11 protein-coding genes are annotated in these 17,056 nt (G+C 61.0%); 8 read left to right on the forward strand and 3 right to left on the reverse strand.

Annotated features, from left to right (window positions below):
• Positions 1–81: 81 nt before the first annotated feature.
• The 6 genes from recC (at position 82) to BLU52_RS01985 (ending at position 11,782) form a co-directional block, all read left to right on the forward strand.
• Entirely contained in the window at positions 82–3,534 is a 3,453-nt protein-coding gene (gene recC, locus BLU52_RS01960) for an exodeoxyribonuclease V subunit gamma (protein WP_090281232.1), read from the forward strand.
• The gene (gene recB, locus BLU52_RS01965) at positions 3,531–7,220 is read left to right on the forward strand and encodes an exodeoxyribonuclease V subunit beta (protein ID WP_090281235.1); all 3,690 of its coding nucleotides are present in this window, start codon (positions 3,531–3,533) and stop codon (positions 7,218–7,220) included. The genes recC and recB overlap by 4 nt, the downstream gene beginning before the upstream one ends.
• Positions 7,217–9,325 carry an exodeoxyribonuclease V subunit alpha gene (gene recD / locus BLU52_RS01970; RefSeq protein ID WP_090281238.1) on the forward strand — a complete coding sequence of 703 codons (2,109 nt, stop codon included), beginning with the start codon at positions 7,217–7,219 and terminating at the stop codon, positions 9,323–9,325. The genes recB and recD overlap by 4 nt, the downstream gene beginning before the upstream one ends.
• A 122-nt stretch (positions 9,326–9,447) precedes the next feature.
• Positions 9,448–10,017 (forward strand): YfiR family protein, encoded by a 570-nt coding sequence (locus BLU52_RS01975; protein WP_090281240.1) that lies wholly within the window; start codon positions 9,448–9,450, stop codon positions 10,015–10,017.
• The gene (locus BLU52_RS01980; RefSeq protein WP_090281246.1) at positions 10,014–11,282 is read left to right on the forward strand and encodes a diguanylate cyclase domain-containing protein; all 1,269 of its coding nucleotides are present in this window, start codon (positions 10,014–10,016) and stop codon (positions 11,280–11,282) included. The genes BLU52_RS01975 and BLU52_RS01980 overlap by 4 nt, the downstream gene beginning before the upstream one ends.
• Positions 11,283–11,287: 5 nt before the next feature.
• Complete coding sequence (locus tag BLU52_RS01985; protein WP_408003546.1) at positions 11,288–11,782, forward strand: OmpA family protein; 495 nt, start codon at positions 11,288–11,290, stop codon at positions 11,780–11,782.
• Here the strand turns inward: BLU52_RS01985 and BLU52_RS01990 are convergent.
• Positions 11,779–12,726 carry a LysR family transcriptional regulator gene (locus BLU52_RS01990; RefSeq protein ID WP_090281250.1) on the reverse strand — a complete coding sequence of 316 codons (948 nt, stop codon included), beginning with the start codon at positions 12,724–12,726 and terminating at the stop codon, positions 11,779–11,781. The genes BLU52_RS01985 and BLU52_RS01990 overlap by 4 nt on opposite strands.
• A 148-nt stretch (positions 12,727–12,874) precedes the next feature.
• Here BLU52_RS01990 and BLU52_RS01995 point away from each other — a divergent pair, with 148 nt between their 5' ends.
• Together BLU52_RS01995 and mmsB are read left to right on the forward strand one after the other, a co-directional pair.
• Positions 12,875–14,401, forward strand: coding sequence for a CoA-acylating methylmalonate-semialdehyde dehydrogenase (locus BLU52_RS01995; protein WP_090281253.1), 1,527 nt, complete (start codon positions 12,875–12,877; stop codon positions 14,399–14,401).
• 10 nt (positions 14,402–14,411) lie between these two features.
• Positions 14,412–15,299, forward strand: coding sequence for a 3-hydroxyisobutyrate dehydrogenase (gene mmsB / locus BLU52_RS02000; RefSeq protein ID WP_090281256.1), 888 nt, complete (start codon positions 14,412–14,414; stop codon positions 15,297–15,299).
• Positions 15,300–15,517: 218 nt separating this feature from the next.
• Here mmsB and BLU52_RS02005 read toward each other — a convergent pair whose 3' ends face one another.
• Both BLU52_RS02005 and BLU52_RS02010 read right to left on the reverse strand, forming a co-directional pair.
• Positions 15,518–15,868, reverse strand: a complete 351-nt coding sequence (locus BLU52_RS02005; RefSeq protein WP_016770579.1) for a cupin domain-containing protein — start codon at positions 15,866–15,868, stop codon at positions 15,518–15,520.
• A 42-nt stretch (positions 15,869–15,910) separates the two neighbouring features.
• Entirely contained in the window at positions 15,911–16,849 is a 939-nt protein-coding gene (locus BLU52_RS02010) for a LysR substrate-binding domain-containing protein (protein ID WP_090281259.1), read from the reverse strand.
• Positions 16,850–17,056: the final 207 nt, after the last annotated feature.

The raw sequence follows: 17,056 nt of genomic DNA on the forward strand, positions 1-17,056 counted from the left end.
CGCCGACACCGCCCCGCTGTCACAACCTGCCGACAATGCTAAGGTTCTGCCTTAGCTTTTGTACTCTCCAAGGAAGCCTTTATGCCGGACGCCCAGTCCCTCAACGCTGCATTCATGGTGGTTCAGAGCAACAGCCTGGACGAGCTGCGCAGCCTTGTGATCAGCATCATGCGGCGCTACCCACTGGCGCCCCTGGAGAACGAGATTGCGCTGGTACAAAGCAACGGCATCGCGCAGTGGCTCAAGTTGGCTCTGGCAGAAGACCCGCAGGAAGACGACCTGGGCGGCTGCGGTATCGCCGCAGCGATCGATGTGCAATTGCCGGGCAGTTTCATGTGGCAGCTATACCGTCTGGTATTGGGTCGCGATGAAATCCCGCCCAAATCCCTGCTCGATAAAGCGCCGCTGACCTGGCGCCTGATGCGCTTGTTGCCGCAGCTGATCGACCGCCCGCATTTCGAACCGCTGCAACGTTTTCTGACTCACGACACGGACTTGCGCAAGCGCTACCAACTGTCCGAGCGACTGGCGGATCTCTTCGACCAATATCAAGTATATCGGGCTGACTGGCTTGAGGACTGGGCAGAGGGTCGCCACCAGTTGCGCAATGTCCGGGGCGAGGTAAAAGCGCTCCCCGCCACCAGTTGCTGGCAAGCTGAATTATGGCGGGCGCTGCTGGACGATGTAGGCGAAAAGGGCATGGCGCAAAGCCGGGCCGGTGTGCATCAGCGGTTCATCGAACGCATCAATAGTCTAGAAACGGCACCCAGTGGGCTACCTCCACGAGTGATCGTTTTCGGGATTTCCTCACTCCCCGCACAAGTCCTTGAGGCGCTGGCCGGACTGGCGCGTTTCAGTCAGGTGTTGCTCTGCGTGCACAACCCGTGTCGTCATCACTGGGCCGATATCGTCGCCGACAAGGATTTGCTCCGTCACCAGTACAAGCGGCAATCGCGCAAGAGCGGCATGCCGGTCGTGCTGGACGCTGAAACCCTGCATCAACATGCGCACCCGCTACTGGCCGCATGGGGTAAACAAGGCCGAGACTATATAAATTTGCTCGATAGTTATGACGACCCAAACAGTTACCGGGCAGCCTTTCGTGACGGGCGCATCGACCTGTTCAGCGAGACCCAGCCGCATAATATGCTCAACCAGCTTCAAGACGACATTCTTGAGTTACGTCCGCTCAATGAAACTCGCGAGCACTGGCCTGCTGTCGATCTGGCACAGGACGGGTCGATCCGTTTTCACATTGCCCACAGCGCGCAGCGCGAAGTCGAAATTCTGCATGACCAGCTACTGGCACGTTTCAGTGCCGACCCGCAGTTGCGTCCACGCGATGTGATCGTGATGGTGCCGGACATCGACAGTTATGCGCCGCATATCCGTGCGGTGTTTGGTCAACTCGACCGTCATGATCCGCGCTTCATTCCATTTACATTGGCGGATCAGGGGCAACGCGGTCGCGATCCGCTGCTGATTGCGGTCGAGCATCTGCTCAAGCTCCCCGACAGCCGTTTTCCGGCCAGTGAGATCCTCGACCTGCTCGACGTTCCTGCATTACGTGCACGCTTCGGAGTTGAGGAGCGCGACCTGCCAACATTGCATCGTTGGATTGAAGGTGCGGGCGTACGCTGGGGGATGAACGCAGAGCAGCGAGCTGGCCTTGGTTTGCCCGACGAGCTAGAACAGAACAGCTGGCATTTCGGCCTGCGTCGGATGTTGCTGGGATACGCCGTCGGCAGCGCGAGCGCCTGTGAAGGTATCGAACCCTACGATGAGATCGGTGGCCTGGATGCTGCACTGATTGGCCCTCTGGTGGCCTTGCTCGATGCGTTGGAATTGGCCCGCCAGCAGCTCACTCAACCGGCAAAACCCGCCGAGTGGGGGTATCGCTTGCAAGCGCTGATGCAGCTGTTTTTCAAAGCGAGCAATGAGCATGACGACTACTTGCTGACGCAACTTGAGGAGCTTCGCGAAACCTGGCTGGAGACTTGCGAAGCGGTGAATCTCACAGATGAGCTGCCGCTCACCGTGGTCCGCGAGGCCTGGCTCGCCGGGCTGGATCAGGGGCGACTGTCTCAGCGTTTCCTCGCCGGTTCGGTGAATTTCTGTACGCTGATGCCCATGCGCGCCATTCCTTTCAAACTGGTCTGCCTGCTGGGCATGAACGATGGCGACTATCCTCGCGCGCAGCCTCCGCTGGACTTCGACCTGATGGGCAGCGATTATCGCCCGGGCGATCGATCACGGCGTGAAGACGACCGCTATCTTTTGCTGGAAGCGCTTCTGTCCGCGCGCAATCAGCTCTACATCAGTTGGGTGGGCCGCAGCATTCGCGACAACAGCGAGCGGCCGGCATCTGTGCTTATCGGTCAGTTACGCGATCATCTCGCGAGCGGTTGGCGATTGCTCGATGAGAAAAGCGACTTGCTGGATGCCATGAGCGAGGAACATCCGCTGCAGCCGTTCAGCGCGCGCTATTTTCATGAAGGTGATCAACTGTTCAGTTATGCCCGCGAGTGGCAGGTGTTGCATCAAGAGCACCAGCCTCAGACCGGTGTCGAGTTGCTTGCCCCTTATGTACAAGAAGAACCGTTGACCCTGGCTTTGTTGCAGGACTTTTTACGCAACCCGGTTCGACATTTCTTCACCCAGCGACTTAAGGTGTATTTCGAGGCTGCTGAAGCACCACTGGCGGACGAAGAACCCTTCGTGCTGGACGCGTTACAGCGATATACGCTCAGCGAGAGCCTGCTCGAAGCGGCGCTGAGGCAACCGGAAAATATCGATCAAGCGCTCGACGCACAGGCCCGTCGCCTGCAAAACAGCGGTCTGTTGCCAATGGCAGGATTCGGCGAATGCCTGCAGCGGGAATTGATCGAGCCGTTGCCGGATCTGCTCAAGCGCTATCAACAATTGCTGTCGCTCTGGCCTGTTCCGCTGACCAGTGCCTTGCCAATCAATCTGGAGCTGCAGGGTCTGCGTCTGGAAGGCTGGCTCGCCGGTTTGCATCAGCGCGCCGACGGCGGTCTGTTGTCCGTCACGACCATTCCCAACAGCATCGGCTCGATCAAAAACCGTAAATGGCATCGTCTGACCAAGCCTTGGATCAACCATCTCGTCGCGTGCGCCAGTGGCCTTTCGCTGACGACCGCTTTGGTGGCCAGCGATGACTCGCTGCTGCTTGAACCGCTGGAGCCTGCACGGGCGACGCGTTTTCTTGGCGATCTGCTCCTCGCCTGGCAGGCGGGCATGCGCCAACCGCTACCGATAGCGGTGAAAACCGCGTTCGCGTGGCTGTCTCAGTCCGACCCGTTGAAAGCCGAAGCTGCCGCTTGCAAGGCGTATGAAGGTGACGGGCAGACCACTGACGGTGAGCGCCGCGAGAGTCCCGCATTGCTAAGGCAGTTCGCTGACTTCCAGTCACTGCTGGCCGACGAAACATTTTCCGGCTGGTGCGATGCCTTGTACCGTCCGCTTTTCGAAGCGCCATGGCGTTCGCTGTCCAACGAGGGGGGACGCACATGAGTACCAGAGCCCCCCTCGCGCTGGCATTTCCGTTACATGGCAGCCAGTTGATCGAAGCCAGCGCCGGTACTGGCAAAACCTTTACCATTTCCGCCCTCTATCTGCGACTGATCCTCGGGCACGGTGACGAGTCGAGCGGATTCGGTCGTGAGTTGCTGCCGCCACAAATACTCGTAGTGACATTCACCGATGCCGCGACCAAGGAACTGCGTGAGCGGATACGCACGCGTCTGGCAGAGGCGGCTCGATTTTTCCGCGACGAGACGCCGGCGCCTGACGCACTGATCGCCGAATTGCGCGATCAATACGAACCCCGGCAATGGCCAGGCTGTGCTAACCGCCTCGATGTCGCCGCGCAGTGGATGGATGAGGCCGCCGTTTCGACTATCCACAGTTGGTGTCAGCGCATGTTGCGTGAGCACGCGTTCGACAGCGGCAGCTTGTTCACCCAGTCGCTGGAAACCGATCACAGTGACTTGCTTGGCGAAGTGCTGCGCGATTATTGGCGTCTGTTCTGTTATCCAATGCAGGGCGATGCCTTGAATTGGGTTCGCAACAACTGGGGCGGGCCTGCGGCATTGTTGCCACGGGTGCGCGGTCTGTTTGCCAGCGAACGCGACAATGATGAAACCAGGGCTCCCGCCGAACTGATCGATGAATGTCTGCAAGAGCGCCGCGCGGCGTTGCTTGAGCTGAAAATGCCCTGGCGCCTGTGGGCAGACGAGTTGCTCGCCATCTGCCATCAAGGCGTGGCCGGCAAAACGGTCGACGGTCGCAAGATGCAGGCACGCTATTTCGAACCGTGGTTCGAAAAGCTCAAGGCATGGGCTGAAGACGAGTCCCTGGAACAACTGGACATCGGCACCGGATTCTCGCGTCTGACGCCTGACGGTATGGCCGAAGCCTGGAAGGGGCCGCCGCCATCGCACCCGGGTCTGGATGCCATGTCGGCTCTCAAGGCGAGCCTCGATGCGCTGCCAACGCCCGATGCTGCGGTTCTGCAACACGCCGCCCAATGGGTCGGCACACGTTTCGAAGAAGAGAAGCGTCGTCGCGCCGAAATGGGCTTTGACGACATGCTCTTGCGCCTCGATGCCGCATTGCAGTCCGACGGTGGCGAACGACTGGCGACATTGATCCGTGAGCAATTCCCGGTCGCGCTCATCGACGAGTTTCAGGACACCGATCCGGTGCAGTACCGGATCTTCGAGAGCATCTATCGCATCGAAGAGAACAGCGCCGAAACCGGCCTGTTTCTGATCGGCGATCCGAAACAGGCGATCTACGCCTTTCGCGGGGCGGATATCTACACCTATCTGCGCGCGCGTCAGGCCACCACTGGCCGACTGCATACGCTGGGTACCAACTTCCGCTCCAGCCATGGCATGGTCGAGGCGGTCAATCATGTCTTTGCACGCGCCGAATCTCGCGAGCAGGGGCGCGGTGCGTTTTTGTTTCGCGAGAAAACCGGCAACAATCCGGTGCCATTCCTCCCCGTTGAGTCTCAGGGGCGCAAGGAACACCTGCAGATCGACGGGCGAGAAATTGCAGCCTTGAATGTCTGGCAGTTGTCTTCCGACCAGCCCTTGTCGGGCCTGGTTTATCGTCAGCAATTAGCGGCAGCGTGCGCCAGCGAAATCACTGCGCTGCTCAATGGCGGGCAGAGTGCTCGCGCGGGATTCATTCAGGATGGCAAAGGCTTCAGAGGTTTACGGCCGTCCGACATTGCGATTCTGGTTCGCGATGGCAAGGAAGCTCAAGCTGTGCGCAGTGAGCTGGCCGACCGTGGCGTGCGCAGCGTGTATCTGTCGGACAAGGATTCGGTATTCGCAGCGCAAGAAGCCCACGACCTGTTGGCTTGGCTCAAGGCCTGTGCCGAACCGGATGTTGAGCGCTTGCTCAAAGCCGCACTGGCCTGTGTCACGCTGAACCTGCCCTTGGCCGAGCTCGAACGGCTGAACCAGAATGAGTTGTTCTGGGAAACCCGCGTCATGCAGTTTCGTGGCTATCGCGAACTGTGGCGCAAGCAAGGCGTGCTGCCGATGTTGCGGCGCCTGCTGCACGATTTCCACTTGCCGCAAACTCTGATGAAACGCAGTGATGGCGAACGCGTGCTGACTAACCTGCTACATCTATCCGAGCTGATGCAGCAAGCCGCTGCGGAACTGGACGGCGAACAAGCGCTGATCCGTCATCTGGCCGAGTTGCTGATGCTGTCCGGGCAGGCGGGTGAAGAACAGATCCTGCGCCTGGAAAGCGATGAGCAATTGGTCAAGGTCGTGACCATTCACAAATCCAAGGGCCTGGAATATCCCTTGGTGTTTCTGCCGTTCATCTGCTCGGCGAAGCCTGTGGATGGCAGTCGCTTGCCGCTGCATTACCACGATGCCGAAGGCAAGGCCCGGGTTAGCCTCAAGCCAACCGCCGAGCTGATTGCGCAAGCGGATGATGAGCGCCTCGCTGAAGATCTGCGTTTGCTCTATGTCGCTCTGACGCGCGCGCAGCATGCCTGCTGGCTGGGCGTGACGGATCTCAAACGCGGCAATAACAACAGCTCGGTGCTGCATCTTTCCGCATTGGGCTACTTGCTCGGCGGTGGTGCTGCATTGAGTGAATCCGGCGAACTCAAGCGTTGGCTGGAAGATCTGCAACAGGACTGCGCGGCAATCAGCATCCTGGAGATGCCGCAACCCACCGACGAGCATTACCATCCGCCACGCAATGAGGCGGTACTCAGTGCCATCCGTGTGCCCAAGCGCAAGGCCAGCGAAAACTGGTGGATCGCTTCTTACAGTGCATTGCGAATCAGCGACGTGTTGAGCGTCGGCAGCGATGAGGCGCCGGACAGTCCGCAAGCGCAAAAGCTGTTCGATGACGAGCGCCTCGATCCGGATGCGCCGCGCGAGATGATTGCCGGTGGCGCCGATATCCATCGTTTTCCTCGCGGCCCCAATCCGGGCACGTTCCTCCACGGGTTACTTGAGTGGGCCGGCGAAGAAGGTTTTGCCGTTTCCCGTGAGGCCCTGGAAGATGCGATCGCGCGGCGCTGCAATCTGCGTGGCTGGGAGGGCTGGATTACCACGCTCAGTGACTGGCTGCAGCATTTGCTCAAGCTGCCGCTTCCTGTTGCGGCCGGGCAACCGCCCGTGGTGCTGGAGGAGCTGAAACAGTTTCGCGTCGAGATGGAGTTCTGGTTCGCCAGCCATAAAGTCGATGTGCTCAAACTCGATGAACTGGTGCGTCAGCATACTCACCAGGGCGCCGCCCGGGTCGCGGCAGAACCGGTGCAACTCAACGGCATGTTCAAGGGCTTTATCGACCTGACGTTCGAACACGACGGGCGTTATTACGTGGCTGACTACAAGTCCAACTGGCTCGGCCTGGATGATCAGGCGTACACCGAAGCAGCCATGGAGCAATCGATTCTCGACAACCGCTATGACCTGCAATACGTATTGTACCTGCTGGCCTTGCATCGACAGCTCAAGGCGCGGCTGGCGGATTACGACTACGACCGACACGTCGGCGGTGCGTTGTATCTGTTCCTGCGTGGCACACGCGCCGACAGTCGCGGCGTTTACTTCGCTCGTCCGCCACGCGAACTGATCGAGCGCCTGGACCGAATGTTTCAAGGCAAACCCGAACCCAAGACCGAACCCGCCTGGGAACAGGGAGTCCTGCTATGAGTCGCACCTTTGCCGATTTGCTTCCCACGCCGCTGGCAGCCGACAGTCTGTCGAAGCTCGCGCCGCTGAGCCGTGCCGATGATCTGTTGCTGTTGCTCACGCGCTGGGTCGAGCGCGGTTGGCTGCGTGCGCTGGACAAGGCATTCGTAGCCTTCCTTCATGAACTGGAGCCAGACACCGATCCGTTGGTGTTGCTCGCGGCGGCACTGACCAGCCATCAACTCGGCCACGGTCACGTCTGCCTTGATCTGTTCGAAACCCTGAAGGCGCCCGATTTCGCGTTATCGCTGCCACCGGAGGGTGATGTGCAAGGCGGTGTGTTGTTGCTGCCTTCGCAACTGCTCGACGCGCTGGAGGGTGCGCACTGGTGCAAGGTGCTGGCGAGCAGTTCGTTGGTGGCATTGGCGGCGGATCCCAGTGATGCAGCGCAGCAGCGTCCGCTGGTGTTATCCGGCAAGCGCCTGTACCTGCGTCGATACTGGGCGTACGAGCGGCGCATCGATACGGCGTTGCGCCAGCGCCTGGAGCAGGTCGAGCCGACGCCTGCTGACTTGCCGCAGCGCTTGAACGGGTTGTTCGAGTCGGGCGGGCCTGGCGAAGTGATCGACTGGCAGAAGCTCGCCTGTGCCCTCGCCACGCGCGGCGCTTTCAGTATCGTTACCGGCGGGCCAGGTACCGGCAAAACGACCACGGTGGTGCGTTTGCTGGCCTTGCTGCAAGCGCCAGCCGTGGAGGCCGGTCAGCCGTTGCGCATTCGTCTCGCGGCGCCGACCGGCAAGGCGGCGGCGCGGTTGACCGAGTCGATCAGTCAGCAAGTGCAATCGCTGAAAGTCAGCGAAGAGGTCCGCGCGAAAATCCCTTGCGACGTGACCACCGTGCACCGCTTGCTTGGCAGTCGTCCGGGCACTCGCCACTTCCGCCACCATGCCGGCAATCGCTTGCCACTGGATGTGCTGGTAGTCGACGAAGCCTCAATGATCGACCTGGAAATGATGGCCAATCTGCTCGATGCCCTGCCGGCCCATGCGCGACTGATTCTGCTCGGCGACAAGGACCAACTGGCATCGGTGGAGGCGGGTGCGGTGCTGGGCGATCTGTGCCGCGACGCCGAGGGTGGTTGGTATAGCCTACAAACTCGACAGTGGTTGGAGACTGTCAGTGGCGAGACGCTACAAGACAGTGGTTTGCATGAGGACGTCGACGGTTCTCACCCCCTTGCTCAGCAAGTGGTGATGCTGCGTCACTCCCGGCGCTTCGGCGAAAGCAGCGGCATCGGTCAGCTCGCCCGGCGGGTCAACCAACAGTTGCCGGAGCAGGCGCGACAGTTGCTCGTGGCCGGTGACTACGCCGATGTATATTCGTTGGCGCTCAAGGGCGAACACGACCACACGCTGGAACGACTGTTGCTGGAGGGCCACGGCGACGGTCCGCAAGGTTACCGCCATTACCTGAATGTGCTGCGCGACAAGCGTCCACCGCCGGGCAGGCCGCTTGAGCACCCGGACTGGATCGTCTGGGCGCGGGATGTTTTGCAGGCGTTCGATACGTTTCAGCTGCTGTGTGCCGTGCGTAAAGGACCGTGGGGTGTCGAAGGTCTGAATCAGCGGATTACCGCGGCATTGCTCAAGGCACGCCTGATCGAAAACGATCAGCAGTGGTACGAAGGCCGTCCGGTATTGATGACGCGCAACGATTACGGTCTGGGTCTGATGAATGGCGATATCGGTATCGCCCTCAAGCTGCCCGAGGGCGGAGGAGCTGACGCCGGCAAGCCTGTGTTGCGCGTGGCCTTCCCGCGCAACGACGGCCAGGGCGGCGTGCGTTTCGTATTGCCCAGCCGGCTCAACGATGTCGAAACCGTCTACGCGATGACCGTGCATAAATCCCAGGGCTCGGAGTTTGCCCACACCGCGCTGATCCTGCCCGATGCCTTGAATCCAGTGCTGACCAAAGAACTTGTCTACACCGGCATCACCCGAGCCAAGCACTGGTTCACCTTGATCGAATCCCGAGCCGGCGTGTTCGAGGAGGCGGTGCAGCGCAAGGTCAAGCGGTTGAGCGGATTGATGCTGGAACTGGAGGAAAACGGCATCTTTCAGGATTGAAGTCTTGCACTGGCGGTTGGGCGGTTATTGACCAACCGGTCAGTGCTCGCCGCCTCGCTGGCCCTTCGCCGCTGTGCTACCGTTGCGGCATCATTTCGCTACGATCCAAGAGAGTTTCCTGCATGAAGGTGTCTGTCTGGGAGACAGGGCGCGTCGTTGTCTGCAAGCAAGTCGTGCTGGTCGGCCTGTTCTGGCTCATGACGGGCGCGGCTATGGCGCAAGCGCCCGCAGGTATGGCTGAGCAACGGGCCAAGTCCGTCACCCAGGTAGTGCTGGGGATTCTCAGTTATGCGCGCTGGCCGGTCGAGCCCGCGCAGTTGCGCCTGTGTGTCGTCGGCCCCACCGAATACACCGATGATCTGGTCAAAGGCACCGCTCAGGCCACTGGCCGGCCGGTGCTGGTGCGACGGCTTTTGGCCGACAACCCGGCGATCGTCAGCGAATGCAATGCGGTCTATATCGGCAAGCTCACCAACGATGAGCGCAGTCGCTTGTTTGCTTCGCTGATCGGGCATCCAGTGCTGAGCATCAGCGAAGGTGGCGATCAATGCACGGTTGGCAGCCTGTTCTGTCTGCGTGTGGGCGATGAACAAGTGTCGTTCGAAGTCAATCTCGATTCCGTCGCCCGCAGCGGTGTGCGTATCCACCCCAGCGTGTTGCAATTGTCGCGGCGCAGGGCGGCGGCGCCATGAGGCTGTCCAGAGCGAGTGACCGCCCGACGTTGGGCTCGGTGATCGGCCGAGGGCATCTGATTGTCGCGCTGATCGCCGTGGCGATGGCCAGTGTCTCGCTGACATTGCTCGGTGTGCTCGCATTGCGCGTGTATGCCGATCACAACCTGCATCTGATTGCGCGCTCGATCAGCTACACCGTTGAGGCCGCGGTGGTGTTCAACGACAAGGCTGCCGCCACTGAAGCGCTGGCGCTGATCGCCTCTACCGAAGAAGTGGCTGATGCTCAGGTGCTCGATAGCCAGGGACAGCTGCTAGCGCAATGGCAGCGCCCGGAAAACGGTTTGATTTCCGAGCTGGAAATGCAGATCGCTCGCGCCATCCTGGAAAAACCCGTCAGCCTGCCCATTGAACATCAGGACCGAGAAATCGGCCGGGTGCTGCTCACCGGGCATGGCGGCAGTCTGATGCGCTTTCTGCTCAGCGGTCTGGCAGGCATTATCCTGTGCACGGCGATCAGTGCCTGGGTGGCGCTGTATCTGGCCCGGCGTCAGTTGCGCGGCATCATCGGCCCGCTGCGCGGCCTCGCCGCCGTGGCGCACGCCGCCCGCAGTGAACGAGCGCTGGATCGGCGGGTGCCACCGGCGCAAATCGCCGAACTCGATAATCTGGGCAATGACTTCAATGCGTTGCTCGACGAGCTGGAGTCGTGGCAGACCCACCTGCAAAACGAAAACGAAACCCTCGCCCATCAGGCCAGCCACGACAGCCTGACCGGCCTGCCCAATCGCGCGTTTTTCGAAGGGCGCTTGATCCGCGCATTGCGCAGCGCGAGCAAGCACGATGAACGCGCTGCTGTGCTGTTTCTCGACAGCGACCGTTTCAAAGGCATCAACGATAACTTCGGTCATGCTGCCGGCGATGCGGTATTGGTGGCAGTGGCCAACCGCGTTCGCGCGCAATTGCGTGAAGGCGATCTGGTCGCGCGGTTGGGCGGCGACGAGTTTGCTGTACTGCTCGCGCCGCTGCATGCGATCGAAGATGCCGAGCGCATTGCCGACAAGATTCTCGCCAGCATGGACATGCCCATCGCGCTGCCGGGTGACACTCGTGTGGTGACGTCGCTGAGTATTGGCATTGCAGTGTTTCCCGACCACGGCGCCAGCCCGAGCGCCTTGCTCGATGCCGCCGATGCCGCCATGTATCAAGCCAAGCGCCTGTCGCGTGGCGCCCAGTTCACCGCCGGGGCGGAGCACCCGGTCGATTCCGAACCCTCCAGGAGCTGATAGCCGTGTCCACTTTGTCCATTCGTTCTCTTTACGCTGTGTTGTTGCTAGCCGTGCTGGCCCTGAGCGGTTGCCAGAGCGCGCCGCCAAAAGGCCTGACCCCGGCGCAAGTTGCGGTGCTCAAACAACAGGGCTTCGAACTGACCGACGAGGGCTGGGAATTTGGTCTGTCGGGCAAAGTGCTGTTTGGCAGCGACGTCGAAAGCCTCAATCCGCAAAGCACCGAGATCGTCGAGCGCATCGGCAAAGCCCTGATGGGCGTCGGCATCGAACGCGTGCGCGTCGACGGCCACACCGATGCCTCGGGCAAGGAAACCTACAACCAGCAACTGTCGTTGCGCCGGGCCAGGAGTGTCGCCAACGTACTGGGAACGGTTGGCATGAAGCAGGAAAACATTCAGCTACAAGGCCTGGGCAGCAGCGAGCCGGTAGCGTCCAACGACACCGCAGCCGGTCGCACGGAAAACCGCCGGGTGGCGATCGTGGTCAGCGCCGACTAATCGGCGAACTGCATCACTCGTGTCCGCCCCATCAGCAGCCCCTGATTACGTTCCGTTACCTCCCTGATGTAATCCCACAACAACGTAATCCGCTTCAACTTGCGCAGATCCTCCCGGCAGTACATCCAGAACTGCCGGGTGATATCGATTTCCTCCGCCAGCACCGGCAACAAACGCGGATCCTGCGCCGCAAGAAAGCACGGCAGGATCGCCAGTGATCGCCCCTGCTGCGCCGCGACGTATTGGGCAATCACACTGGTGCTGCGCAAATGCGCGTTGGCGCCGGGCAGGACGTTCGCCAGGTACAGTAGCTCCGAGCTGAACGCCAGGTCGTCGACATAACTGATGAATTGATGCTTGCTCAAATCTGCCGGGCGGCGGATCGGTGGGTGTTGGTCGAGGTATTCCTGAGTGGCGTAGAGCTGCAAGCGGTAGTCGCAGAGTTTGCAGCAGACGTACGGACCATGTTCCGGCCGCTCCAAAGCAATGACGATATCGGCCTCGCGCTTGGACAGACTGATGAAGTGCGGCAGCGGCAGGATATCCACGGAGATCGCCGGGTAGGCGTCGACGAAATGGCTCAGCTGCGGGGTGATGAAAAAACTGCCGAAGCCTTCGGTACAGCCCATGCGCACGTGCCCGGAAAGTGCCACGCCAGAGCCTGAGACTTGCTCGCAGGCCATGTGCAGCGTGCTTTCGATCGACTCGGCGTAGCCGAGCAGACGCTGGCCTTCGGTGGTCAGGACGAAGCCGCTGGTGCGCGACTTTTCAAACAGCAAGGTGCCCAATGCCGCTTCCAGCGAACTGATGCGCCGCGACACCGTGGTGTAGTCGACGGCCAGGCGTTTGGCGGCGGTGCTGGCCTTGCGGGTGCGGGCGACTTCGAGGAAAAACTTCAGGTCGTCCCAGTTCAGCGAGCCTAACGAGGTGATGTTTTTTTGCATGATGGACGGGCTTATATGTGCGTTCTTATTAGAAGTTTGCACATCTATACTCCAAAAACCGTCCGACAACCATTCTGGACACACGCCTCATCTCAAGGCGAACCTCTCGCCTTGGCTCCTCCGATAAAAACAAGTTCTGGAGACCAGCATGAACGCATCGCTTACGCCCAACGACACCACGCTGCAGAGGGTCAAACTGTTGATCGACGGCGAGTGGGTCGAGTCGCAGACCAATGAATGGCATGACATCGTCAACCCGGCGACCCAGCAAGTGCTGGCCAAAGTGCCATTTGCTACCGCTGATGAAGTCGATGCGGCGGTCAGCGCCGCGCAGCGCGCCTTCCAGACCTGGAAGCTGACCCCGATTGGCGCGCGGATGCGCATCATGCTCAAACTGCAAGCGCTGATTCGCGAACACTCCAAACGCATCGCCGTGGTGCTCAGCGCCGAGCAGGGCAAAACCATCGCTGACGCCGAAGGCGACATTTTCCGTGGTCTGGAAGTGGTCGAGCACGCCTGCTCGATCGGCACCCTGCAAATGGGCGAGTTCGCCGAAAACGTTGCCGGCGGCGTCGACACCTACACCCTGCGCCAGCCGATCGGCGTGTGCGCCGGCATCACCCCGTTCAACTTCCCGGCGATGATTCCGCTGTGGATGTTCCCGATGGCCATCGCCTGCGGTAACACCTTCGTGCTGAAGCCTTCGGAACAGGACCCGCTGTCGACCATGCTCTTGGTCGAACTGGCAATCGAGGCCGGCGTGCCCGCGGGCGTGCTCAACGTCGTGCATGGTGGCAAGGAAGTGGTCGATGGCCTGTGCACGCACAAGGACATCAAAGCCGTGTCGTTCGTCGGTTCGACGGCGGTCGGCACCCACGTCTATGACCTGGCCGGTAAACACGGCAAACGTGTGCAGTCGATGATGGGTGCGAAGAACCACGCCGTGGTCCTGCCGGATGCCAATCGCGAGCAAGCGTTGAATGCGCTGGTCGGCGCCGGTTTCGGCGCGGCCGGGCAGCGTTGCATGGCGACCTCGGTGGTGGTGCTGGTCGGTGCGGCGAAACAGTGGCTGCCGGATTTGAAAGCGCTGGCGCAGAAACTCAAGGTCAATGCCGGCAACGAGCCGGGCACCGACGTGGGGCCGGTGATTTCGAAAAAGGCCAAGGCGCGAATTCTTGAGCTGATCGAAAGCGGCATCAAGGAAGGCGCCAAACTGGAGCTCGACGGTCGCGATATCCAGGTGCCGGGCTACGAGCAGGGCAACTTTGTCGGCCCGACCCTGTTTTCCGGCGTGACGCCGGCCATGCAGATCTACACCCAGGAAATCTTCGGCCCGGTGCTGGTGGTGCTGGAAGTCGACACCCTCGATCAGGCCATCGCTCTGGTCAACGCCAACCCGTTCGGCAACGGCACCGGTTTGTTCACCCAGAGCGGTGCGGCGGCGCGCAAGTTCCAGACCGAAATCGACGTCGGCCAGGTCGGCATCAACATCCCGATTCCGGTGCCGGTGCCATTCTTCAGCTTCACCGGTTCGCGCGGCTCGAAACTCGGCGACCTCGGCCCGTACGGCAAGCAAGTGGTGCAGTTCTACACGCAGACCAAAACGGTTACGGCGCGCTGGTTCGATGACGACAGCGTCAACGACGGCGTGAACACCACCATCAACCTGCGCTGAGGATTCGATCATGAAAATCGCATTTATCGGTCTGGGCAACATGGGCGCGCCGATGGCGCGCAACCTGATCAAGGCCGGCCATTCGCTGAATCTGGTCGATCTGAACAAGACCGTGCTGGCCGAACTGGAGCAACTGGGCGGCACCATTCGCGCTTCGGCGCGCGAGGCTGCCGAGGATGCCGAACTGGTGATCACCATGCTGCCGGCCGCCGTGCATGTACGCAGCGTCTGGCTCGGTGAGGAAGGTGTGCTCGCCGGCATCCGTCAGGGCGTGCCGGCGGTCGATTGCAGCACCATCGATCCGCAGACCGCACGCGACGTCGCAGCCGCTGCCGCCAAACACGGCGTAGCGATGGCTGATGCGCCGGTATCCGGCGGTACTGGAGGTGCGACGGCCGGGACGCTGACCTTCATGGTCGGCGCTACCCCGGAGCTGTTCGCCACCCTGCAACCGGTGCTGGCGCAGATGGGCCGCAACATCGTGCATTGTGGTGAAGTCGGCACCGGGCAGATCGCCAAGATCTGCAACAACCTGCTGCTGGCGATCTCCATGGTTGGCGTCAGCGAGGCGATGGCGCTCGGCGATGCGCTGGGTATCGACACTTCGGTGCTGGCCGGGATCATCAACAGCTCGACCGGCCGCTGCTGGAGTTCGGAAATGTACAACCCTTGGCCGGGCATCGTCGAAACGGCGCCGGCCTCGCGGGGTTATACCGGTGGCTTCGGGGCGGAGCTGATGCTCAAGGATCTTGGCCTGGCCACCGAAGCAGCGCGTCAGGCGCATCAGCCGGTGATACTCGGCGCGGTGGCGCAGCAGTTGTATCAGGCGATGAGTCAGCGCGGTGATGGCGGCAAGGATTTCTCGGCGATCATCAACAGCTATCGCAAACCGCAATAGAAAACCTTGGTGCAAAACCTGTGGGAGCGGGCCTGCTCGCGAAGACGGCGTCAGCCTCAACACATCATCGCCTGACAGTCCTCCCCCTCGCCCCAGCCCTCTCCCGAGGGAGAGGGAGCCGACTGCAGCGCCAGCAGGCTGGCTCTCACAGGGGATTGAGGTGTACTTGATAATGTTTGCCGGGAAATCACGTCGGGTGATTCCCCGGCTTTTTTGCATCAGGCGAAAACGAAATATTTACGCACGGTCTCGACCACTTCCCAGGTGCCTTTCATGCCCGGCTCGACCACGAAGATATCGCCGGCACGCAGGTGGATCGGCGCCATGCCGTCCGGGGTGATCACGCAGTAGCCTTCCTGGAAATGGCAGTATTCCCACTTCACATAATCGACGCGCCACTTGCCCGGAGTGCAGATCCAGGTGCCCATGATCTTGCTGCCGTCTTCGCTGGTGTAGGCGTTGAGGTTGACGGTGTGCGGGTCGCCTTCGAGTTTTTCCCATTTGCAGGCGTCGAGTACCGGCAGCGGGTGGGTGTCGCGCAGAACGGTGATAGGGGCGGTCGCGGTCATGAGGACTCCGGGGCAGGTGGACTTGAGGAATGAAGTCGCACCCTATAGCGCGCGGTCGCCGTTCAGTTGTCTGGGGTCGACATCGAACTGCTCAGAAACGCGCGGATCGGTCAGCGCGTGTAACAACGCCTGCGCGTAGGGCGGCAGTGCGCTGAAATCTCTGGCGCACATCATCAGAGTCCGGCGCGCCCAGGGTTCGTTCAACGCTACGCTTTTGAAGGTTCCAGGCGCCGCGCGTTCGACTGCCGCCAGCGGCACGATCGCCAGCCCCGCGCCCCGGCCGACCATGCGCATTAGCCCATCAAAACCCTCGGCGCGAATGCGCACTTGCATGCGCGCACCGCTGTGCAGCGCTTGTTCTTCGAGGTAGATCGCCAAGGCGCTGTCGGCGCTGAGTCCGACAAAGTCGTGCTGCAACGCCGCACTGAAATTGACTGCGACGGCGTCAGACAACGGGTGGTCGAGCGGCAGAATCAGCACCAAGGGGTCGTGGCGAAACGGCTGAGTCTGTAGGCCGCTTGTGTCGACCGCATCAGAAACGATACCGAGATCTGCCGCGCCTTCACGCAAGGCGTGGGTAATGCGCGCACTGGGCAGTTCCTGCAGGTCGATGTCGAGATTGGCATGGCCGCGCAGAAAATCCGCGAGCAGTTCTGGCAGGTATTCGGTGATCGCCGTGGTGTTGCACAGCAGGCGCACCTGGCCTTTGACGCCTTGGGCGTATTCGGCCAGATCCTGCTGCATGCGCTCGGCCTGTTGCAGGATTACCCGCGCATGGCGGGCGAGGGCGTTGCCGGCGGGTGTCGGCGTTACACCGCGCCGACCGCGCGCGAAAAACTCGGTGCCGAGTGAAGCCTCCATCGCACGGATTCTGGCGCTGGCGGCGGCCAGGGATAAATGGCTGCGGACGGCGCCGGCGGTGATGTTGCCGGTGTCGAGGATGTGCAGGAAGAGGCGCAGGTCGGTGAGGTCGAAGTGCATGGGGGGCCTGGGATTTTGGTGGTGTCTGGGCTGGCCTTATCGCTAGCAGGGCTAGCTCCCACAAAGATCTATGGTGAACACAATCCTGTGGGAGCCAGCCCTGCTGGCGATGAGGTCGGATGCCTCAAAGAGTCAGGATCTTGTATTGATAGAGGCAGCCTCAGTCTAAGACAGATTTCCAGCAACCCCCAGTTAAAGCAAAGTAGC

This window comes from Pseudomonas granadensis, from assembly GCF_900105485.1.
Taxonomy (GTDB): Bacteria; Pseudomonadota; Gammaproteobacteria; order Pseudomonadales; family Pseudomonadaceae; genus Aquipseudomonas; species Aquipseudomonas granadensis.